Source organism: Campylobacter concisus, assembly GCF_902460665.1.
Taxonomy (GTDB): Bacteria; Campylobacterota; Campylobacteria; order Campylobacterales; family Campylobacteraceae; genus Campylobacter_A; species Campylobacter_A concisus_AL.
Genome location: NZ_CABPUR010000001.1, coordinates 551,273 through 569,608 on the forward strand (window position 1 = coordinate 551,273; position 18,336 = coordinate 569,608).

Genomic DNA, 18,336 nt, shown 5'->3' on the forward strand with positions numbered 1-18,336 from the left:
AGTAGTTTGTGATATTTTACGTAAAATTTTACACAAAGAGCGACAATGGTAACTTTTACAAAAGATGAAATTTATACAGCAACTGAAGTGGTTAGAAATTTTAGTTCAGTGCTCTCTCGCGTGGGAGCTAATGAATTAAAAAGAGCGGTCATTGTTAAAAATAATAAATTTGAAGCAGTGCTTTTAAATATGGAAGAGTATGAGCGCCTTTGCGAAGCAGTGAGCGTGCTTGAGAGCATTTATACTGCAAAAAAAAGAGAGAACGATGGCGAGTAGGGCGGTAAAGTACGGCTCAAATGAGTATGAGATCAGCTACGAAGTAGTAAATCCAAAATGCAAAAAAATAGTGCTTTTCTTGCACGGCTGGGGCGCAAACAAAGAGATAATGAAAAAAGCATTTGGGCACTATCTAAACGAGTTTTGCCATGTCTATATCGACATGCCAGGCTTTGGTAAAAGCTCAATTACTGATCCGTTAAAAACAAGTGATTATGCAAAAATCGTTGAAAATTTTTGCGCTGAGCTTGGCATAAAGCCAGATATCATCGTAGGTCATAGCTTTGGTGGTAAGGTCGCAACGCTTCTAAAACCGCCACATCTTGTGCTTTTAAGCTCAGCTGGCATAGTTGTCAAAAAGCCATTTATCGTGCGAGCAAAGATAGCAATTTTTAAAATTTTTAAGCTTTTTGGCTTTGGTAAATTTTACAAACTCTTTGCCACAAAAGATGTGAGCGGTATGAGCAGAGTGATGTATGAGACCCTAAAAAACGTCGTTGATGAGGATTTTACGAAGCATTTTGCTGACTTTAGTGGCAAGGCTTTAATATTTTGGGGAGAAAATGACAAGGCAACACCTATAACAAGCGGAGAGAGTATAGACAGACTTATCAAAAATAGCTCATTTTTCCCGCTTAGCGGCGATCACTTTTTCTTTTTACTTCACGCTAAATTTATAAGCGAAGAGATAGAAAAAGGGATAAATTTTGAGCCAAATGAAGCAAAAAATGTTGTGCTTGACGATGAGAGCGGTATCGAGGAGATAAGATGAATATATTTTTAAGCATAAGCACAGTTTTATTTATCTTTGCGCTCGCTTTTTATGTGATTACTTGCTTTCAGTGGTTTTCATATAGGCCTGAGCGCGTGCTCTTTCACTTCACAAAGCCTGCTTGGCACGTCTTTTTCTTTATCGTGCCGTTGGTGCTTTTTTACACGACTGGTAAGTGGTTTTTTATCTATTTTTACTTTGCGCTTTTGCCAGCGCTTTATCTTTGGCACAAAAAACTTGATAAAAAGCTAGTAATTACTGGCAGGATCAAGCACTTTTTTGTGATCCTTGCTTGCGCTACCATCTTAAACTACGCTTTAAATTTTATCATTCACAAGGCGTTTTTGGCTCCGATGCCACTTTTTGTCTTGGTTGTGAGCCTATTTTTTAGTGAAATTTTAGAAAAGATAAAATTTCAAGGATTTAAAAATAAAGCACTTAAAAAACTGGGTGCAAATAAAGATCTAAAAATCATCTTGATCACAGCAAGCTACGGCAAAACTAGCATCAAAAATTTCTTATTTGAAATTTTAAAAGATAGCTTTGACTGCTACAAAACACCTCGCAGCGTAAATACAATGGCAGGCATCATTAAAGATATCAACGAAAATTTAAGCGAGCAAACGCAAATTTACATCGCAGAAGCAGGCGCTAGGCTAAAGGGCGACATCCTAGAGATCACAAAATTTCTAAACCCGCAAATTGTCATCGTAGGCGAGATCGGCGCGCAACACATTGAGTATTTTAAAACACTTGATAATATCCGTTCTACCAAGCTTGAAGCACTTCAAAGCGCTCGTTTACAAATGGCATTTTTACATAGCTCGACAAAAAAAGAGCCAAGCCAAAATTTAGAAATTTACGATGAAAGTCTAAAAGATATCAATGCAAATTTAGATGGAATTTCGTTTATGCTTGATGGCAAAAACTACGCTTCGCCGCTACTTGGCAAATTTAACGCTACAAATTTAGCCGTTTGCATCAAGGTGGCAAAATACCTAAAAATGAGCGATGAGGCGGTAGACAGAGCGCTATCTAAGATGAAAAATGTAGAGCACCGCCTAAGCAAGATCGAGGCTGGTGGCAAGCTGATAATTGATGATAGTTTTAATGGAAATTTTTCAGGCATGAGTGCAAGCTACGAGCTAGTAAGCACCTATGCTGGCAGAAAAGTACTGCTAACACCTGGTATCGTCGAGAGCGATTCGGAGCAAAATGCAAATTTAGCCAAGGTGATAAATGAAATTTTCGATCTTGTCATCATCACAAGCTCATTAAATGCTGAAGTTTTACTAAAGCACATCGTAAAGCCAAAGATCATCATCTTAAAGGATAAAAATAAAATGCAAGAAATTCTAGCTCAAAATACGCGTGCTGGCGATCTCATACTATTTTCAAATGATGCACCGAGCTTTATATGAAAAAGATAGTTTTTTTAATCCTAGCTTTAAATTTAACATTTGGCTTTGACATCGATGATTATGACAGGGGCATTGAGACACTAAATGCTGGAGATTATGTAGCTGCGTATGAAATTTTCTATGATGGCTGTGAGCAAAAAGATGTGCTTTCGTGCGAGGCTTTGGGCGATATGTTTGTAAATGAAGAGATAAATGAGCAAATGGATAGTGATCTAAAAAAACACTCAAATATCGAGCTTGGCGTGAGTTATTATATGAAAAGTTGCGACCTTGGCTACCAAAATGCTTGTGATGATGTGATGAGCTTAAGGGACGATTTAAACATAAGCCTTCCAGCTGGTGTTTATGAAAACGCCAAAGCAAGGTACGATGAGATAAGGCAAGAAGACGAAAAAGAAGAAGCCTTAAGCGAGCAAAATGCGACTTTGCAAAAATAAATTCTCTAGTTTTAGACTAGATTTACTTTTAGCGTATGCTCTTTTAGGCTTCCTGGAATTTTGCCATTTTCAAGCTCGATCAGTTCGCTAACTCTTAAAATATAAAAATCCTGCAAACTTCTGTTTGTAAATTTTTCAAGCTTTTTTGAAAGCGTGTCAAACATATAAAACTCAGCATCATTGCTAGCTAGTAAAAAATCAGCCCCGCTATCAAACGCATTAAAGATGGTCTTACTTGCAAGTGCAAATGCAAGCTTTTCGTTTACTTTTAAAAGCTCAAATCCATAAGGAAATTTATTGTTTAGATTTATAAAATTTGCTCTAAATTTATCTAAATTTACAGGGATTTTATCGCTTACGGCTATTTTAAATCCTTTAAATTTATCCAAGCTCTTTATTTTTTCAAGCTCATTTTTTGTGGTTTCATCCTCTTTTATCCCTAAAATTTCTTTAAAAAACCTAATCGCTTCGGTATAAATTTCGCTTCCACCAAAGATAAAATCATCAATCTTACAAGCTATCAAAATACCATTTTCATTGTTGATAAGCCTCATGATCTCATCATTTTTTTCTTTTTTATAAAGATGATGAGCTAGTATGATGGCCGCTGCACCTATAAAATTTGGCTCGTATTCTCTCACAAAATCAGCATAAAAATATGGCTTTAAGCTTGCATAAAATTCTTTGTCTGCTTGATTGCAAAATTTATCAAATGGCTTAAATTTCTCCCAAAAGTCGTCATCATTTATCTCAAGATCTAAAACCGCTCGTTTTTCATCAAGTGGCGAAATCACAAGCTCGCCTGCAAATTTCTCATATAAATTTACTAATGGTTCAGTAGTGCTTACTACGACATCATTTACTTTCACAAAGCCAGTTGTTGGCTGAAAATAGGGATCAATTTTTTTAACATGCAAAAATAGCTCGTCAAGGTTTGCGTAATCTAAAATTTCTAAAAAATATGGTTTAAAATACGACAAAATATCCTTTTTTGCATTAAATCTAAAAATTTCTATTTTTTGCATTTGGCTCCTTTTTTGGCTTATTTTATCCTAAAATTAAAAGGAGTTTCATTATAATGGCCCGATGGATAAAGAAAATTTTACGATTGAATGCTTTGGTAACGCTTATATTGGCGATGATGCGGCTGTGCTTGGCAAGCAGGTCTTTAGCAAGGATATTTTTGCTGAAAACTCGCACTTTAAGCATGGCTGGCTAAGCCTTGAAGAGATCGGCTACAAGGCGATGATCGTAAATTTTTCAGATACGATCGTGATGAATGCTAGGCCAAAATTTGCGCTTCTTGGACTTAGCTTGCCAAAGAATTTTTCGCCGCAGCAAATCAAAGAGCTAAGTAGTGGCATAAACAGAGCTTGCGAGGAGTTTGGTGTAAAGATAATCGGTGGCGACACGATAAGTAGTAAAATTTTAAATATAAGCGTTAGTGTAATTGGCGAGCTAAATGGCAAAGCTGTGCTTAGAAAAAATGCAAAATACGGAGATCTGGTGGCTTTTACTGGTGAGCTTGGAGGTAGCAAAAAGGGGCTAAATTCGCTTCTGAGGCTAGCTAAAATTTCAAAAAACTCACGATTTAAAAAGCCTATTTTAAGAGATAAATTTTTCTACAAGGCAGCTCATCTTATAAACTCCGCTATGGATATCTCAGATGGGCTAAATGCTGATCTTGCCAAGCTTTTAAAGGCTAGCAAAAAGGGTGCTAAATTTACAAAAGAGCTAAGTAAATTTGAGCTTAGTAGCGGCGAAGAGTATGAAATTTTATTTACTTTTAGTCCTAAAAATTTAAACGCCATCAAAAGGATCGCCACAAAAACACGGACAAAGATTAGCGTCTTTGCAAAAATTTCAAACAAAAGGTTAAAACAAAATGCAAGAAACCACCACTTTTAAGCTACTTTATGCACTCACTCATGCACCTATCGAGGCATATTTTTCTAAAAATTCAGATGATTTTGTCGTACGCGAGATACCGCTTTATGAATTTAGTGGCGATGGCGAGCACATGATCGTTGAAATTTCTAAAAAAGATATGACGACGCAGGAGGCTTTGCATGTCTTAAGCGAGGTTACAGGGGCTAAGATGCGCGACTTTGGCTACGCTGGGCTAAAGGATAAGCAGGGCATGACGACGCAGTTTATCTCGATGCCACGTAAATTTGAGAGCAATCTAGCAAACTTTAGCCACGAAAAGATGAAAATTTTAAGCCTAAATGTGCATAAAAATAAGCTTCGTATCGGACATCTAAAGGGAAATAGCTTTTTTATCCGCTTAAAAAAAGTACTACCAAGTAATGCCAAAAAGCTAGAGCAAGCATTTGTTAGCATTGATAAAATGGGCTATGCAAACTACTTTGGCTATCAGCGTTTTGGTAAATTTGGCGACAATGCCGAAACTGGGCTTGAGCTTCTTAAAAATGGGACGATAAACGGCAAAAAGAGTAAAAATGTAAAGCTAAACGACTTTTTGATCTCAGCATATCAAAGCGATCTTTTTAACCGCTGGCTTAGCAAACGCGTGGAGATTTCGAGGTTTGCGCAGGACTTTAGCCTTTCTGAGCTAGCTCAAATTTACCCGTATCTTGACGGCGCGATTTTGAAAAATTTAAAATCGCAAAAGAGATTTTTTAAGCTGATAGAGGGCGAAGTTTTGGGTCACTACCCGCACGGAAAGTGCTTTTTGTGCGAGGATTTGGACACAGAGGGCGCGCGCTTTGACGCTAGAGATATCACTAGCTGCGGGCTGATCGCGGGCGCAAAGGCGTATGAGGCGCAGGGTGCGGCGAGGGCAGTAGAGGATCAAATTTTCGCGCAGGCAAATGAATACAAGGCTAAAATGACGGGATCTAGGCGCTTTGCGTGGTGCTACTTGGAGGATACAAGCTACAAATACAACGAGGAAAAAGCGCACTTTACGATAAATTTTACGCTGCAAAAAGGAAGCTATGCGACGGTGGTGTTAGAAGAAATCTTGCATAAAAACATCTTTGAGTAGGGCGGCGGCTTGTCTTGCGAGCGCTTTACTTCGTTGCATTCGCAACTACAAGCAAAACGTAAATTTCGCTCCGTGATAGGCTATATGCCTTATCTTGGGACGAATTTTACTTCTTTTGTTTGGCTACGAGCATAGTGACACAGAAAACACTTAAAACCATCTCGCAAGACTTTGCCTTAACTTTCTTAAATTTTGTAAATCAAAATCCGCCTCGCCTAATGCTCTTTAAAAGCTGTGAGCCAAGCGGTGCAAAAACTTTACCTTATCGTTTTAAGCTCAAATTTGAGGAAAAATTTATCAAATTTTTATACCAAGATCCATATCTTAAATCGCTAAAATTTATCTGTGGAGCAAGGCGCTGACGGCGCGAAATACAATCGTTTCTAGGCTCGTTTGGATATAATGGGTTTGCAAATTTATATTTTAAAAGGATTAAAAATGGCAAATATTTTTCTTTGCTCTTATTTTGCGGAGGTTGCGAGTAAGATCAATGAAGTGGTAGATTTTCAAGGTAAGCATGTTGCTTTTATCGATACGGCAGCAAAATTTGAAGAGGTAAATTTCTACGTCGGCGAAGCGGCGGAGATTTTAGAAAATTTTGGTGCGAAGCTAAGACACCTTGATGTCTCTTGCGCCAAGGATTCGGCAGCGCTAGTATCTAGCCAAGATGAGCCATCTTGTGAAGATAAAATTTTATCTGCCATTAGTCAGTGCGACATCATTTACATTAGTGGTGGAAATACGTTTTATCTGCTTAACGAGCTGCGAAAATCGCGCGCCTGGCAAGCCATAAAAGACGCGGTCAAAGCAGGTAAAATTTACGTCGGCGAGTCGGCGGGAGCGATCGTGGCTGCACCAGATACGAGATATGCTACGCTAATGGATGAAAATAGCGCGAAAACGAGCGATTTTACAGGGTTAAATTTGGTTGATTTTTGCGTCGTGCCGCACTTTGGCTGTGAGCCTTTTACGCAGGCCACGCACGAGATAATGGAGAAATTTGGGAACTTGTACGATTTACGACCTATAAATAATGCTGAATTTATCGCGCTTTGAGATAAAATTTTATACGTTCTTTTATAAAAGCATACGCTAAATATTTACTCAAAGTACTCTATCTGTTTGCAAATCTGCCTTTTAAATAAAAGAACATAAAGTTTAAAGTTTTAAAAACTAGAAATTTAAGCCAAAGCCGCTATAATTTCACTCTGGCACGGTAAGCGATCGCTTTTGATTTTTGCAAAAGAGGAAAGTCCGAGCTGCGATAAGACAAGGTTCCATCTAACGGATGGCTAGGGAAACCTAAGGGATAGTGTAACAGAAAGTAGACTTCCGCTTCGGCGGTAAAGGTGAAACGGCGGAGTAAGAGCCCACCGGCACGCTTGGTAACTTGCGTGGCCATATAAACCCAACCTGCAGCAAGAAGGGATGGTTTTGGTCTTATATTAAAACCCTTCGCTAGAGCTTGTTTGTAAAAGCAAGCGTAGATAAATGATCGCTCAAGACAGAACTCGGCTTAACGCCGTGCCTTTAAATTTATAAAAATTGATTAGTTTGTTACGTATTTTTGAGCTTTTTGTAGCTTTATAAGCTCATTTTGGATGTGTGAAGACTTGCTTTTTAAAAGCTCTATTGCACCGCCAATTAGTGCTTGTGCTTCTTGCGCTAGAGCTAGGCTAGTAAACATATCTTCACTAAAATTTTGTGATAAAGCAGCTATCTTGCCTATGTCTTCATTTATCAATGCTAATTTAAACTCATTAATCCAACTATTCACCTGAAGTTACCTCTCTCCATGCTTCTGATAGTTGCTTTACGACATTGGTTACTTCATTTAAAGCTGCGACATCGTTTTGTATATTTGCCATAGCAAGAAGCTGCATCTGTCTTGTATAAAGGCCGCTAAGATAGTGGGCTACGTCGCCTTGAGAATAATCAAGCGAATTTAAAAGCTCAACAAAAATAGCGTTTGTCCTATTTATATAATAAACTTTTTTCTCTATATCTCCAGCTTCTATCGCCTTTTTTGTACGAAATATAAATTTTAAAATTCCGTCATAAAGCATTTCTATTAATTTAGTTGGGGACTCAATGCCCCCAAAACTAGACTGTGCGTATGCACTATATGCACTTTGATTCATCTTTCTCTCTTATTTTCTGCTATTTATCTCTGCATCGATCATTGATTTTAGTGTTGAGAACTGATTTTCTAAGCTTGCGATGATAGCGTTATACTTGATAAAACGCTCTTGCATTGTTGTATATTTTTCATCTAAAAGCTTTTGTGTGCTCTCTTTATTTTTTGTGATCGACTCATTTTCGTCTTTTAACTGATTTTGCATAGCAACCATCGTACCACTTTTGCCAACGACACCATCAAGCATTTTAGCTAGCTTTGTAAATAGCCCATCTGTCTTTTTGGTTACTGGATTTATAGTAGCTTCATTCATGCCTAGAGCTGTTAAGGCTGAATTTTTACCTTTTACCTCGATATTTTCGCCATCGCTTCTTTTTAAGACGATTCTTTTGCCACTTTTATCAAGACTAGCTGTAACCCCAGTTATGCCAGCGTCATTTATAGCTTGTTGAAGTTTTAGTGCGTTCTCTTCGGCTGTGGCAGTAGCAGTAGTTGAGAATATAACTGACTTGCCGTTTATCGTAAGATCACCAGCTTTTATGTCTAGTGCTCCAGCGCTAACAGTCGATGCTCCCATGTAGCTTATTGGCTCGATCTTATTTGATCCCATGAAAAATTTCTGAATCTCTTCAGGATCTTTGCTAAGAGCTGCATTTAGCTTATTTAGATCAAGCTGAAGCTGTCCGTCTTTATCAGGCACTATGCCATATTTGCTTAATGCTTTGCCTTCACTATCTTGTCCATTTACAAGACGACCAATATTTGATCTTAAGCTTGAAATTTCGCTAACACCTTGGAAAGTGCCAGCTCCTTTTTCCTCGTCATATTTTGTGGCTATACCAAGGTTCATGGTCATTAGGTTGTAGTCTTTGATAAATTCTTCAACCGCTTTTATTACTTCTTTTGTATCTTGAGAGACGCTTACGTTTGTTTTACCAGTTTCATTTAATGTAATAGAAATTCCCGGCCTTAAGTCGTTGAAGGTATTTTTGCTTCTTTTTACATTTACTCCGTTATATGTAAATTCCGCGTCTTGTGCCTTTAAAATTCTATTTTTTTCAAAATTTGATGTCATCTTTGGTGTGCCATCAGGATTTGTTAGTAGAGTGCCATTTGCATCTTTATCTTGAAACTGCGTACTATCCCAGCCAAGCTTATCTAAAACACCAGCCGTATCATTTGAAAATTTAATAGTCTGCGTAGCACCAGTGTTGCCTGATTGAAGCATGATTTGATTTGGTTTATCTCCGCCAACGTTTAAAATTCTAGCTTGTAATTTACCGCCACTGATATCATTTATCTTGTCTACAATATCTTGATATGTGGTTGATCTAGTTACACTAATAGAAAATTTTTGTCCATCGATCTCAACGTCAAAAGAGCCGTTATTTGTCGCACCTACTAAGCTTGAAGCGTTTTTGAAATTTGAGCTTTGAAATGTATCTTTTTGAGCAAGTTTTTGCACATCGATACTAAAATTTTGCACGCTAACGCCATTTGCCGCTGAGGCTGTTACGCTTTTGCCAGCGTTATTTGTAGTTCTTTTTAGATAAAGTGCCTCTCCGCCAAGTGTTTTGCCACTTACGTTTACGTTGCTAACTAGAGTTTTTAGCGCTGCAAGGTCTTTTTGCTTTAGGTCATTTCTTTCTAGCCTTTTTGTTAAAGGCTTGATCTGTCCTGCTTCATCTGCTTCTTTTAATTTCTTGATAAGATCGTCATTTAGACCACTATTTTTTGTACCTAAGCCTAAATTTGTTACGTTACCTACTGCCATTTTTAACTCTCCTTGTCAAAAAGTATTCCGATACTTTCTTTGAAATACTCGCTTATTCTTATAGCTTCTTTGCTTGGAAGTTGTGTTATCTCTTCGCCAGTTTTAGCATCTTTTACTTGCACAACCATTAAATTTAGCTTCTCATTGTAAGCAAACCTTACATTAGTATCGAGCTGCTGCATTTGATAGTTTAGTCTGTCAGTGACCTCTCTTGTTCTTTTGGCAAGCTCTTCGTTGCTAAGTCCGTCTAGCTCGTTAATGTCTTTTGTTTCATTGTTTTTATCAGCACTTAATTTAACATCAGAATGCTCGATAGGTCTGCTGTCTATTTGACGTTGAGCGGATGTGCTCATGCTCGTATCTAGTACCTGATTTGCTGCTACCTTAAAGATTTCCATAGTTTTACTCCTTAAAACTTACGTTAGCTTCTACATCGGTAAAATTTTAAAATCCTTTAGTGTTTATATAAATTTTTGATTATTTAGGCTAAAATCGAGCAAAAATTTATAGGAAGAGATATGAAAATTTCATTTGAGTGCGAGTGTATTTTACTTCAAAAGACACTGCTGCTTTTTTGTGGAAATTTGGCTGCTCATCATAAGGATTGTGATTTTGTAGTGAGTGACCGCGAGATTGCGACAAAAAAACCGCTATTTATAATAGGTAAAAATGCTCATCTTTCTCATCCTTTTACCAAGACAACACTTCTTGATACGCTTGAAGAATTTTACTCAGCTATGCAAATTTCAAAAGCAAATGAGCTAAATGAAGCTAAAAATGAAAAGGGCTTAGAGGAGAAAATTTCACTTTTGATAGATAAATTTAAAGCCGATCTTCTTGAAATTCTAAGGGCAAACCAGTGAAACTATACACCAAAATTTCAAGTGGTAAATTTAAAGGCAAAAGGCTTGAGCTGCCAAGCCTAAGCACGACTAGAAGCACAAAAAGCATCGTAAAAGAGTCTTTTTTTAATGTCATTAGAGATGAAATTTACTCACTTACATTTATAGAGGGTTTTGGTGGAAGTGGCGTGATGGCAAGCGAGGCCGTTAGTAATGGAGCACGTGAGGCTATCGCTATCGAAAAAGATAGAGCCGCTTTTAAGATCACGCAAAGCAACCTTGCAAGCCTAGAGTGCTTGAATTTAAAAGCGATAAATGGCGATACCTTTTCTGTCTTGCCCGATATTATAAATTCTCAAAGTGGTAAGGTCTTGCTCTACCTTGATCCACCGTTTGACATAAGAGCTGGCTTTGATGATATCTACGAAAAACTTGTAAATTTAATCTCACAGCTAAAAAAAGAGAAAATTTATATGATAGTTTTTGAGCACAACAGTGACTTTAAATTTAGCGATGAAATTTCTACATATAAACTTGTAAAATTTAAAAAATTTGGAGCTACTTCACTCTCTTACTTCCAATAATTTATAAAAATTTGGAACATCTTTTGCTTTAAAAATCTAAAATAGCTAAATTTTAGGAAAAAATATGAAAAAATTTTTATCTTTTGTAGCAGCTTCAGTGATAGCTACTTCAGCTTTTGCTACGCAGATAAAAGAGCTTGCAATCATAGTTGGCGTAAGAGATAATCAGCTAATAGGCTACGGTTTAGTTGTCGGACTAAACGGCACAGGTGATGGCTCAACGTCAAAATTTACAATACAGTCTCTATCAAACATGCTTCAAGGCGTAAATGTCAAGATAAATCCAGATGATATCAAGTCCAAAAACGCAGCTGCTGTTATGGTGACAGCTAAGCTTCCTGCATTTGCAAGACATGGCGATAAGCTTGATGTCGTGATCTCATCTATTGGCGATGCAAAAAGCTTGCAAGGTGGTACGCTTCTCATGACGCCACTAAAAGGCGTTGATGGTGATATTTACGCTTTGGCTCAAGGTGCTTTAAGTATCGGTGGTAAAAGTATGGGTAGATCAGGTGGCAACCACCCAACCGTTGGCTCTATCCTAAATGGTGCTTTAGTTGAGCGAGAAGTGACTTATGATATTTACAATCAAGATAGCATAAGACTAAGCCTAAAAGATACAAATTTTAAAACCGCTCTTGATATCCAAAATGCTATAAATGCAAATATCTCTGATGATGCCGCAAAGGCGATCGATCCAAGAACGGTTATCGTTAAAAAGCCAGATGATGTTAGCATTATCGAGCTTGCAAGCGCTGTGCTTGATCTTGATGTAGAGTATAAGCCAGATGAGAAGATAGTAGTTGATGAGAGAACTGGCACGATAGTAAGTGGCATAAATGCCGTAGTTAGCCCAGTTGTCTTAACGCATGGTGCAATCACAATAAAAATAGAGCCAAATAGCTACGATGAAGCAGCACAAAATGATGTAAATATAGGAAGCGATACGTCGGTCGCACCTAGCCAAAATTTACTTAAAATTTCAGGCGAAAAAACAACCGTTGCAAATGTAACAAGAGCTTTAAATAAGCTTGGAGCGACACCAAGCGATATCATATCGATACTTGAAAATTTAAAGCGAGTTGGTGCGATACAAGTCGATCTGGAGATAATATAATGCAAATAGATAATACCTTAGCACTAAATTCATACAATGAAATTTCTACAAATAAGATAAAAAACGCAAATGCTAAACAAGATGCACTTTTAAAAGAACAAACCGATGCGTTTGAGGCATATATGGTAAAGGCTGTGCTTGATATTGCTTTAAAAGAAGACGAACATAACTCGCTATATCCAAAGGCTGCTGGTAGTGATATTTATAGGTCAATGTATAACGATGCAATGAGCAAAGCATTGAGTGGAAATCTTGGTTTTTCAGAACTTTTGTACGATTTTTTAAAGAGAGACTCTTAAGTAAATTTATATTCTGCCGATGTAGTGATATAAATATTTTATTTTAAGAGGTATGAATATGATAAGGCCTTTAAATCAAAGACCAAATTTTCAGGCAAATACGCTAAATAAAAATAGCGATGCCAAGGTCGAAACTCAGAGTAAAGAAGTAAGAACAAACGAAAACGCAAAGCTAAAAGAGATAGCTGATGCCATAGCAAATGGTACTTATCAAGTTGACATCTCAAAAACGGCTAGGGCTGTGGCTGATGCGTTGCTGTAATTAAGGAATTTAAATGATAAAAAAGCTTTTGGACGAGGCTATAGGCGAGCTTGATGAGCTTATAAATTTAACCATACAAGATATCGCAAATATAAAAGAGGCTAAACACTCAAGCGTTGATGAGAGTGTAAAGAAAAAAAATGCCTTAGTTCGTGCATTTGAAGATACAAAAAGAGCACTAGATAAAGAGCTTTTAAAGGTATCAAAAGAGAGCGGTACGACTACACTTGCTAGTGTTTTAGACGATGAAGTGAAGTCAAAGCTTGTTCTTATGCGTTCAAAGCTTGAAAATTTACATAAAGTTAATAAAGAATATGCAAGGCATGTCGTTGCTGTTAAAGAATTTTTTGACTCACTTAATGAAAAAATTTTTGGCACTAAAGCAAGTGAATACGGCCAAGATGGAAATAGCATAGATAATAATTTTTATAAATCAAGGGTTTAAAAAATGGCTAATATTTTTATGTCATTAGGCACGGGTGTTTCAGGACTAAATGCGGCCCAGCTTCAAATAAGTACAACCGGAAATAATATCGCAAACGCCGATAGCAACTACTATACAAGGCAGCGTGTTGTCCAATCTGCATCTCCAGCGATGAATACAGTCCCTGGCGGAGTTGGTACAGGCACACAAGTAGATACTATAACAAGACTTCATGATGAGTTTGCCTACTCAAGACTAAAATACTCATCGTCAAATTTAGAAAACACGGCCTATAAACAAAGAATTTTGCAAGAAGCTACAAAATATTTTCCTGACCTAAAAGATAATGGAATGGTGAAGGACATTCAGGAGTATTTTTCCGCGTGGAATAACTTTGCTTCAAATCCCAATGCAGGTGCTCAGAAAGTAAATTTGATAAATAAAGCAAGTGTATTAACTGCAAGTATCAACCGCTCATCAAAGATGCTTTATGATATGCATGAAAAGATTGATGAAACGATAAAAATAAATATAAATGAGATAAATTCTCTAGGCAGGCAAATAGCAAATATCAATAAGCAAATCCAAAGAATAGAATCAGGCGCGGACGCTGGTATAAAAATAAATGCAAATGATCTTCGTGATAAACGTGATGAGCTTGAGCTTGCTATGTCAAAGCTGGTAAATACAGCGGTTTATAAAAGCGATCTAAAGAGCAATTCTAGGGTAGATACAGGAATAACAGATCAAGGAAAATACTACAATCTAAACATTGGCGGTGTAAGTATCGTTGATGGTGTAAATTTTCATGAAATTTCTATGAGTTCAACTGAAAGTGGACGATATACAAAAATTTATTATGAAAGAGAAGATGGCAGAAGAATCCCAATGGAAGAAAAGATCACGGGTGGTAAAATCGGAGCTGCGCTTGATCTTAGGGGTCGAAACTACGAGCCAGATAATGATAAATTTAGCGACGGAACGATCCAAAAATACATTGATAATTTAAATACATTTAGTAAAACCTTGATAACAAGCACAAATAATATCTACGCCGAATCTGCAGTTGAAATTTCTAACTCAGATCCGATAAGTTATTTAGAAGGCGATAAGACATTGATGAATCATGATAATAGTATAAGAAACGGAAGTTTTGAAGCTATTGTTTATGATAACAAAGGCAATGTCGTGGCCAGAAAAACTATAAATGTAAATGGCACGACGACAATGAATGATACAAGATATGGCAACTCTATTGTCAAAGACTTTAACTCAAACTCAGATGACAATAAAGACAATAATATGCTAAATGACGTTGATGACTTTTTTGAGGCGTCATATTTTTATGATAAAAATACTAAAAAAGGCACATTTTCTCTCATTCCAAAACAAGCTCAAGGGCTTTATAGCATATCGATAGTCGATCACGGCACAAATTTCCCAGGTGCTGTTGGCATAAATAGATTTTTTTCAGGTACTGACTCAAATAGTATCGGTATAAATCAAAATTTTACCCAAGATCACACAAAGCTTCGTGCCTACTCAAAGCCAGTTATCGGAAATAATGAGGTTGCAAATAAAATGATCCAGCTTCAGTATCAAAAGCAGACCTTTTACTCAAGTGGCATAGCACTTGATAGGGATGAGACAATCGAGGGATATTACCGCTATCTTACGACTGACATGGCGAGTGATACAGAGGCAAATAATACTATCCACGACACAAATACGTCTTTGCAAAAGACAGCTGAAGAGGAATTTCAATCAACAAGTGGCGTAGATACGAACGAAGAGCTTACAAATTTGATCCGCTTTCAAGCAAGTTATGGCGCAGCAGCAAAGATCATCACAACCGTTGATCAAATGCTTGACACGCTTCTTTCACTAAAACAATGATCGAACTAAAGAGCCTTTTAGACTCGCACGTACTTAGCAAAAATACAAATTTGGGGCTGTTTGAAGCCCCAGATCCACTTCAGGTAGCCACTAAATTTAAAGAGCCAAACATAGCGCTCATTTGTGCGTTATTTGCTTATGGCAACGCAAAAATGATAGTGAAATTTCTAAATTCGCTTGATTTTGGTTTGCTTGATGAGAGCGAGCAAAATATCAAGAAAAATTTATCAAATTTTAAATACCGCTTTCAAAATGAAAATGATGTAAAAGAAATTTTTATCACTCTCTCACGCCTTAAAAAAGAGGGCGAGATAGAAGAAATTTTACGCCAAGGTCTTGCAAAAAATGGCGAGATGATAGATGGTGTAAATGAGCTTATCAAATTTATATATAAGCTAAATTCTTACCGCTCAGACGGATATGAGTTTTTCTTTGGCAAGAGCTTTAGCAAAGAGCCACAAAGCCCATATAAACGCTATAACATGTATCTTCGCTGGATGGTGCGAGATAGCGACATTGACCTTGGATTATTTAAGAATTTACCAAAAGATAGACTTTTGATACCGCTTGATGTGCATACACATAGAGTTTCTTTAAATTTAGGACTTATAAACAGAAAGAGCTACGATTTCAAAGCAGTCATGGATCTTACAAAAAAACTTAGAGAATTTGATGAGCTAGACCCGATAAAATACGACTTCGCGCTTTATAGAATAGGGCAGAGTAAAGAGCTAGAAACTATCGTAAAAAATCTTAATCAATAAAAATTATTGCTAAATTTTTAAATTTAGGGTAGACTTGCCGTACAATTTTATCCACAAGGAGCTTGTATGAAAAAAATCGTTTTACTAAGTGCAGTTTTGGGAACTTTGCTTTTTGCTCACGAAGGCCATCACTTTGATCCAAAAGCTGGAGAGCATCTAGTTATACCTGTTAATGAGCTAAGTGAGAAGGGCGACAAGAGTGTCGGCGAAGTAGTAGCTGTTAAGACAAACTACGGCGTTGCGTTTTTTCCAAATTTAAAAGGACTTACTGCAGGACTACACGGCTTTCACATCCATGAAAATGCTGACTGTGGTGCGACTGAAAAAGGTCTTGGTATGAAAGCAGGCGGACACTGGGATCCAGCTGGCACAAAGATGCACTCTTTTGCTTGGGATGACAAAGGTCACAAAGGTGATTTGCCAGCACTTTACGTAGATGCTGAGGGTAATGCGAACTACCCAGTACTAGCCCCAAAGATAAAAAGTCTTGACGAGCTAAAAGGTCACTCATTAATGGTTCATGTTGGTGGTGATAATCACAGCGACAACCCAAAAGCGCTTGGCGGCGGTGGCGCTAGAATGCTTTGTGGCGTTATTAAGTAATCACTTTAACAAACGAGTCTTTGAGCTAGATCCAAAGGCTCGTTTAAATTTATAAATTTCAAAAATCTCTCATTTCAAATATAAAAATTTTACAAAAAGATAAGTACAAATAAATTACAATCTGCTTTTATTTCAATTATCAAAAGAGCAAAAAATGGAATTTGATCTACTTAGCTATGTCGTTTTTTTTGTAGCTGCGTTTTTAGGTGGTTTTATCGATTCTATCGCTGGTGGAGGCGGCCTTATAACGCTTCCAGCTATTATGGCGATGGGTGTGCCACCACATCTTGCACTTGGCACAAATAAGCTTCAAGGTGTCTTTGGTAGCTTTACAGCGACCCTAAATTTCACAAAACGGGGATTAATTAATTATAAAGAGTGCTTTGTAGGTATCGTTTTTACTTTCATTGGAGCTATCATTGGAGCAGTGGTTATTCTATTTTTAAATACAAATTTTTTAAAGATAATTATCCCATTTTTGCTGATCGCTATTTTTATCTATACACTTTTTATGCCAAAAGTCGGTGAAAATGATAGAGCCGCAAAGATGAATGAAAAGCTATTTTATGTAGTTTTCGGACTAATGCTTGGCTTTTATGATGGTTTTTTTGGTCCAGGAACAGGCTCTTTTTGGACATTTGCGATAGTGGCATTAATTGGGCTAAATTTAAAAAAAGCTGTCGCTCATACGAAACTCTTAAATTTTACTAGCAATATCGTTGCTCTTGGCATTTTTATAGCCGGTGGACAGATGCTTTGGGCTGTTGGACTTTTGATGGCAGTTGGTCAAATTTTAGGCGCATATTTTGGATCAAATCTTGTCATTAAAAAAGAGGTAAAATTTATTAGAACAATGTTTCTAGTGGTAGTAGCAGTGACCATTTGTAAATTGATTTTCGATTATTTCAGAGTTTAAAATTAAAAATGTTTTAACAATAATTTTGTTACAATCACGCAAAATTCTAAATCCAAGGTAAATTAATGAAAGATTTGTTTCTATTTTCAAATTTCCTAAATAGCTCCCACGCCTTTATCTATGCGTTTCACTTTCTGCTTGTAGCTTTGATTGTTATCATAGTTGCTTATATAGCAAGGAGCAAAATGCAGCTTGTGCCAAGAGGTCTTCAAAATATAGTTGAAGCTTATTTGGAGGGCGTTATATCGATGGGAAGAGATACTTTAGGCAGTGAAAAACTAGCTAGGAAATATCTTCCACTTGTTGCAACTATCGGTTTTATCGTATTTTTTTCAAATGTTGTAGGTATTATTCCTGGATTTGAGTCACCAACATCAAGTCTAAATTTAACTCTAGTTTTGGCTTTAGTTGTATTTGTTTATTACAACTTTGAGGGCATTAGAGAAAATGGATTTTTTAAATACTTTGGACACTTTATGGGACCGAATAAATTTCTTGCTCCTATTATGTTTCCAGTTGAAGTCATCTCGCATCTTTCACGTGTAGTTTCGCTATCATTTCGTCTTTTTGGTAATATCAAGGGAGATGATCTATTCTTGCTAGCGATGCTTACACTTGCACCTTGGTTTGCTCCACTTCCAGCTTTTGCGCTTCTAACGCTTATGGCTGTTTTGCAAACATTTATCTTTATGATGCTAACTTACGTTTATCTAGCTGGTGCCGTTGCTATTAGTGAGCACGAGCATTAAAATTTAAAGCCATATTTTTATATGGCTTTTTCCTTTTTAAAACTACTTAAATT

24 protein-coding genes and 1 other RNA gene are annotated in these 18,336 nt (G+C 37.0%); 20 read left to right on the top strand and 5 right to left on the bottom strand.

Translation table 11 applies throughout. The annotated features are described in order from the left end of the window. The first annotated feature begins 45 nt into the window (after nucleotides 1-45). The 4 genes from F3G66_RS02880 to F3G66_RS02895 are packed head-to-tail and all read left to right on the top strand — an operon-like array spanning nucleotide 46 to nucleotide 2,906. Nucleotides 46-276 (top strand): type II toxin-antitoxin system Phd/YefM family antitoxin, encoded by a 231-nt coding sequence (locus tag F3G66_RS02880; protein ID WP_021091404.1) that lies wholly within the window; start codon nucleotides 46-48, stop codon nucleotides 274-276. Beyond that, the gene (locus tag F3G66_RS02885) at nucleotides 266-1,048 is read left to right on the top strand and encodes an alpha/beta fold hydrolase (RefSeq protein ID WP_149707072.1); all 783 of its coding nucleotides are present in this window, start codon (nucleotides 266-268) and stop codon (nucleotides 1,046-1,048) included. Before F3G66_RS02880 ends, F3G66_RS02885 begins: the two co-directional genes overlap by 11 nt. Beyond that, entirely contained in the window at nucleotides 1,045-2,469 is a 1,425-nt protein-coding gene (locus tag F3G66_RS02890; RefSeq protein WP_149707073.1) for a Mur ligase family protein, read from the top strand. Before F3G66_RS02885 ends, F3G66_RS02890 begins: the two co-directional genes overlap by 4 nt. Continuing rightward, entirely contained in the window at nucleotides 2,466-2,906 is a 441-nt protein-coding gene (locus F3G66_RS02895) for a hypothetical protein (protein ID WP_149707074.1), read from the top strand. The genes F3G66_RS02890 and F3G66_RS02895 overlap by 4 nt, the downstream gene beginning before the upstream one ends. Nucleotides 2,907-2,917: 11 nt before the next feature. On the opposite strand, the gene F3G66_RS02900 is transcribed toward F3G66_RS02895, so the two are convergent. Beyond that, a complete protein-coding gene (locus tag F3G66_RS02900; protein ID WP_149707075.1) occupies nucleotides 2,918-3,931 on the bottom strand; it encodes an HdrB C-terminal domain-containing protein in 1,014 nt (337 codons plus the stop codon). 61 nt (nucleotides 3,932-3,992) lie between these two features. On the opposite strand from F3G66_RS02900, the gene F3G66_RS02905 reads away from it, so the two are divergent. The 5 genes from F3G66_RS02905 to rnpB all read left to right on the top strand — a co-directional run bounded on the left by F3G66_RS02905 (nucleotide 3,993) and on the right by rnpB (nucleotide 7,451). Next, the gene (locus tag F3G66_RS02905; protein WP_103588691.1) at nucleotides 3,993-4,814 is read left to right on the top strand and encodes a thiamine-phosphate kinase; all 822 of its coding nucleotides are present in this window, start codon (nucleotides 3,993-3,995) and stop codon (nucleotides 4,812-4,814) included. After that, a complete protein-coding gene (truD, locus tag F3G66_RS02910) occupies nucleotides 4,792-5,916 on the top strand; it encodes a tRNA pseudouridine(13) synthase TruD (RefSeq protein ID WP_149707076.1) in 1,125 nt (374 codons plus the stop codon). The genes F3G66_RS02905 and truD overlap by 23 nt, the downstream gene beginning before the upstream one ends. A 134-nt stretch (nucleotides 5,917-6,050) precedes the next feature. Beyond that, nucleotides 6,051-6,278, top strand: a complete 228-nt coding sequence (locus tag F3G66_RS02915; RefSeq protein ID WP_087578888.1) for a hypothetical protein — start codon at nucleotides 6,051-6,053, stop codon at nucleotides 6,276-6,278. A 76-nt stretch (nucleotides 6,279-6,354) separates the two neighbouring features. After that, the gene (locus F3G66_RS02920) at nucleotides 6,355-6,972 is read left to right on the top strand and encodes a Type 1 glutamine amidotransferase-like domain-containing protein (RefSeq protein WP_180998531.1); all 618 of its coding nucleotides are present in this window, start codon (nucleotides 6,355-6,357) and stop codon (nucleotides 6,970-6,972) included. A gap of 152 nt (nucleotides 6,973-7,124) precedes the next feature. Further along, an RNA gene (gene rnpB, locus F3G66_RS02925) (RNase P RNA component class A) lies at nucleotides 7,125-7,451 on the top strand. A 14-nt stretch (nucleotides 7,452-7,465) separates the two neighbouring features. Here the strand turns inward: rnpB and F3G66_RS02930 are convergent. From F3G66_RS02930 to F3G66_RS02945, 4 genes are read right to left on the bottom strand one after another with little or no spacing between them, the layout of a single operon-like run. Further along, a complete protein-coding gene (locus F3G66_RS02930) occupies nucleotides 7,466-7,693 on the bottom strand; it encodes a hypothetical protein (protein ID WP_149707077.1) in 228 nt (75 codons plus the stop codon). Beyond that, nucleotides 7,686-8,057, bottom strand: a complete 372-nt coding sequence (fliS, locus tag F3G66_RS02935; protein ID WP_072594313.1) for a flagellar export chaperone FliS — start codon at nucleotides 8,055-8,057, stop codon at nucleotides 7,686-7,688. Before fliS ends, F3G66_RS02930 begins: the two co-directional genes overlap by 8 nt. 9 nt (nucleotides 8,058-8,066) lie before the next feature. After that, nucleotides 8,067-9,827 (bottom strand): flagellar filament capping protein FliD, encoded by a 1,761-nt coding sequence (fliD, locus tag F3G66_RS02940; protein WP_149707078.1) that lies wholly within the window; start codon nucleotides 9,825-9,827, stop codon nucleotides 8,067-8,069. Between the two features lie 2 nt (nucleotides 9,828-9,829). After that, nucleotides 9,830-10,225 (bottom strand): FlaG family protein, encoded by a 396-nt coding sequence (locus F3G66_RS02945; protein ID WP_054196709.1) that lies wholly within the window; start codon nucleotides 10,223-10,225, stop codon nucleotides 9,830-9,832. 120 nt (nucleotides 10,226-10,345) lie between these two features. Here F3G66_RS02945 and F3G66_RS02950 point away from each other — a divergent pair, with 120 nt between their 5' ends. The 11 genes from F3G66_RS02950 to F3G66_RS03000 all read left to right on the top strand — a co-directional run bounded on the left by F3G66_RS02950 (nucleotide 10,346) and on the right by F3G66_RS03000 (nucleotide 18,283). Continuing rightward, nucleotides 10,346-10,690: an ornithine carbamoyltransferase gene (locus F3G66_RS02950; RefSeq protein WP_084041075.1), complete on the top strand. Its 345-nt coding sequence runs from the start codon at nucleotides 10,346-10,348 to the stop codon at nucleotides 10,688-10,690. Then, nucleotides 10,687-11,253 carry a 16S rRNA (guanine(966)-N(2))-methyltransferase RsmD gene (rsmD, locus tag F3G66_RS02955; RefSeq protein WP_149707079.1) on the top strand — a complete coding sequence of 189 codons (567 nt, stop codon included), beginning with the start codon at nucleotides 10,687-10,689 and terminating at the stop codon, nucleotides 11,251-11,253. Before F3G66_RS02950 ends, rsmD begins: the two co-directional genes overlap by 4 nt. Before the next feature lie 64 nt (nucleotides 11,254-11,317). Continuing rightward, nucleotides 11,318-12,370, top strand: a complete 1,053-nt coding sequence (locus tag F3G66_RS02960) for a flagellar basal body P-ring protein FlgI (protein ID WP_149707080.1) — start codon at nucleotides 11,318-11,320, stop codon at nucleotides 12,368-12,370. Further along, the gene (locus tag F3G66_RS02965; RefSeq protein ID WP_054196705.1) at nucleotides 12,370-12,669 is read left to right on the top strand and encodes a rod-binding protein; all 300 of its coding nucleotides are present in this window, start codon (nucleotides 12,370-12,372) and stop codon (nucleotides 12,667-12,669) included. The genes F3G66_RS02960 and F3G66_RS02965 overlap by 1 nt, the downstream gene beginning before the upstream one ends. A gap of 58 nt (nucleotides 12,670-12,727) precedes the next feature. Beyond that, a complete protein-coding gene (locus F3G66_RS02970) occupies nucleotides 12,728-12,931 on the top strand; it encodes a flagellar biosynthesis anti-sigma factor FlgM (RefSeq protein ID WP_072594307.1) in 204 nt (67 codons plus the stop codon). A gap of 13 nt (nucleotides 12,932-12,944) precedes the next feature. Further along, nucleotides 12,945-13,376: a flagellar export chaperone FlgN gene (gene flgN / locus F3G66_RS02975; RefSeq protein WP_021091397.1), complete on the top strand. Its 432-nt coding sequence runs from the start codon at nucleotides 12,945-12,947 to the stop codon at nucleotides 13,374-13,376. 3 nt (nucleotides 13,377-13,379) lie between these two features. Further along, a complete protein-coding gene (flgK, locus tag F3G66_RS02980) occupies nucleotides 13,380-15,251 on the top strand; it encodes a flagellar hook-associated protein FlgK (protein WP_084107861.1) in 1,872 nt (623 codons plus the stop codon). Further along, the gene (locus F3G66_RS02985; protein ID WP_149707081.1) at nucleotides 15,248-16,015 is read left to right on the top strand and encodes a TIGR02757 family protein; all 768 of its coding nucleotides are present in this window, start codon (nucleotides 15,248-15,250) and stop codon (nucleotides 16,013-16,015) included. The genes flgK and F3G66_RS02985 overlap by 4 nt, the downstream gene beginning before the upstream one ends. A 66-nt stretch (nucleotides 16,016-16,081) precedes the next feature. Then, on the top strand, nucleotides 16,082-16,618 hold the full coding sequence (locus F3G66_RS02990; protein WP_103582861.1) for a superoxide dismutase family protein: 537 nt from the start codon (nucleotides 16,082-16,084) through the stop codon (nucleotides 16,616-16,618). Nucleotides 16,619-16,772: 154 nt separating this feature from the next. Continuing rightward, nucleotides 16,773-17,534, top strand: a complete 762-nt coding sequence (locus tag F3G66_RS02995) for a TSUP family transporter (protein WP_087577113.1) — start codon at nucleotides 16,773-16,775, stop codon at nucleotides 17,532-17,534. A 65-nt stretch (nucleotides 17,535-17,599) separates the two neighbouring features. Further along, nucleotides 17,600-18,283 (top strand): F0F1 ATP synthase subunit A, encoded by a 684-nt coding sequence (locus F3G66_RS03000; RefSeq protein WP_054196701.1) that lies wholly within the window; start codon nucleotides 17,600-17,602, stop codon nucleotides 18,281-18,283. Nucleotides 18,284-18,336 lie beyond the last annotated feature (53 nt).

Excerpts from the sequence above, each read along its gene's own strand:
- F3G66_RS02880 (WP_021091404.1), top strand. The coding sequence starts at position 46 with ATGGTAACTTTTACAAAAGATGAAATTTATACAGCAACTGAAGTGGTT.
- F3G66_RS02885 (WP_149707072.1), top strand. The coding sequence starts at position 266 with ATGGCGAGTAGGGCGGTAAAGTACGGCTCAAATGAGTATGAGATCAGC.
- F3G66_RS02890 (WP_149707073.1), top strand. The coding sequence starts at position 1,045 with ATGAATATATTTTTAAGCATAAGCACAGTTTTATTTATCTTTGCGCTC.
- F3G66_RS02895 (WP_149707074.1), top strand. The coding sequence starts at position 2,466 with ATGAAAAAGATAGTTTTTTTAATCCTAGCTTTAAATTTAACATTTGGC.
- F3G66_RS02900 (WP_149707075.1), bottom strand. The coding sequence starts at position 3,931 with ATGCAAAAAATAGAAATTTTTAGATTTAATGCAAAAAAGGATATTTTG.
- F3G66_RS02905 (WP_103588691.1), top strand. The coding sequence starts at position 3,993 with ATGGATAAAGAAAATTTTACGATTGAATGCTTTGGTAACGCTTATATT.
- truD (WP_149707076.1), top strand. The coding sequence starts at position 4,792 with ATGCAAGAAACCACCACTTTTAAGCTACTTTATGCACTCACTCATGCA.
- F3G66_RS02920 (WP_180998531.1), top strand. The coding sequence starts at position 6,355 with ATGGCAAATATTTTTCTTTGCTCTTATTTTGCGGAGGTTGCGAGTAAG.
- fliS (WP_072594313.1), bottom strand. The coding sequence starts at position 8,057 with ATGAATCAAAGTGCATATAGTGCATACGCACAGTCTAGTTTTGGGGGC.
- fliD (WP_149707078.1), bottom strand. The coding sequence starts at position 9,827 with ATGGCAGTAGGTAACGTAACAAATTTAGGCTTAGGTACAAAAAATAGT.
- F3G66_RS02945 (WP_054196709.1), bottom strand. The coding sequence starts at position 10,225 with ATGGAAATCTTTAAGGTAGCAGCAAATCAGGTACTAGATACGAGCATG.
- F3G66_RS02950 (WP_084041075.1), top strand. The coding sequence starts at position 10,346 with ATGAAAATTTCATTTGAGTGCGAGTGTATTTTACTTCAAAAGACACTG.
- F3G66_RS02960 (WP_149707080.1), top strand. The coding sequence starts at position 11,318 with ATGAAAAAATTTTTATCTTTTGTAGCAGCTTCAGTGATAGCTACTTCA.
- F3G66_RS02965 (WP_054196705.1), top strand. The coding sequence starts at position 12,370 with ATGCAAATAGATAATACCTTAGCACTAAATTCATACAATGAAATTTCT.
- F3G66_RS02970 (WP_072594307.1), top strand. The coding sequence starts at position 12,728 with ATGATAAGGCCTTTAAATCAAAGACCAAATTTTCAGGCAAATACGCTA.
- flgN (WP_021091397.1), top strand. The coding sequence starts at position 12,945 with ATGATAAAAAAGCTTTTGGACGAGGCTATAGGCGAGCTTGATGAGCTT.
- flgK (WP_084107861.1), top strand. The coding sequence starts at position 13,380 with ATGGCTAATATTTTTATGTCATTAGGCACGGGTGTTTCAGGACTAAAT.
- F3G66_RS02985 (WP_149707081.1), top strand. The coding sequence starts at position 15,248 with ATGATCGAACTAAAGAGCCTTTTAGACTCGCACGTACTTAGCAAAAAT.
- F3G66_RS02990 (WP_103582861.1), top strand. The coding sequence starts at position 16,082 with ATGAAAAAAATCGTTTTACTAAGTGCAGTTTTGGGAACTTTGCTTTTT.
- F3G66_RS02995 (WP_087577113.1), top strand. The coding sequence starts at position 16,773 with ATGGAATTTGATCTACTTAGCTATGTCGTTTTTTTTGTAGCTGCGTTT.
- F3G66_RS03000 (WP_054196701.1), top strand. The coding sequence starts at position 17,600 with ATGAAAGATTTGTTTCTATTTTCAAATTTCCTAAATAGCTCCCACGCC.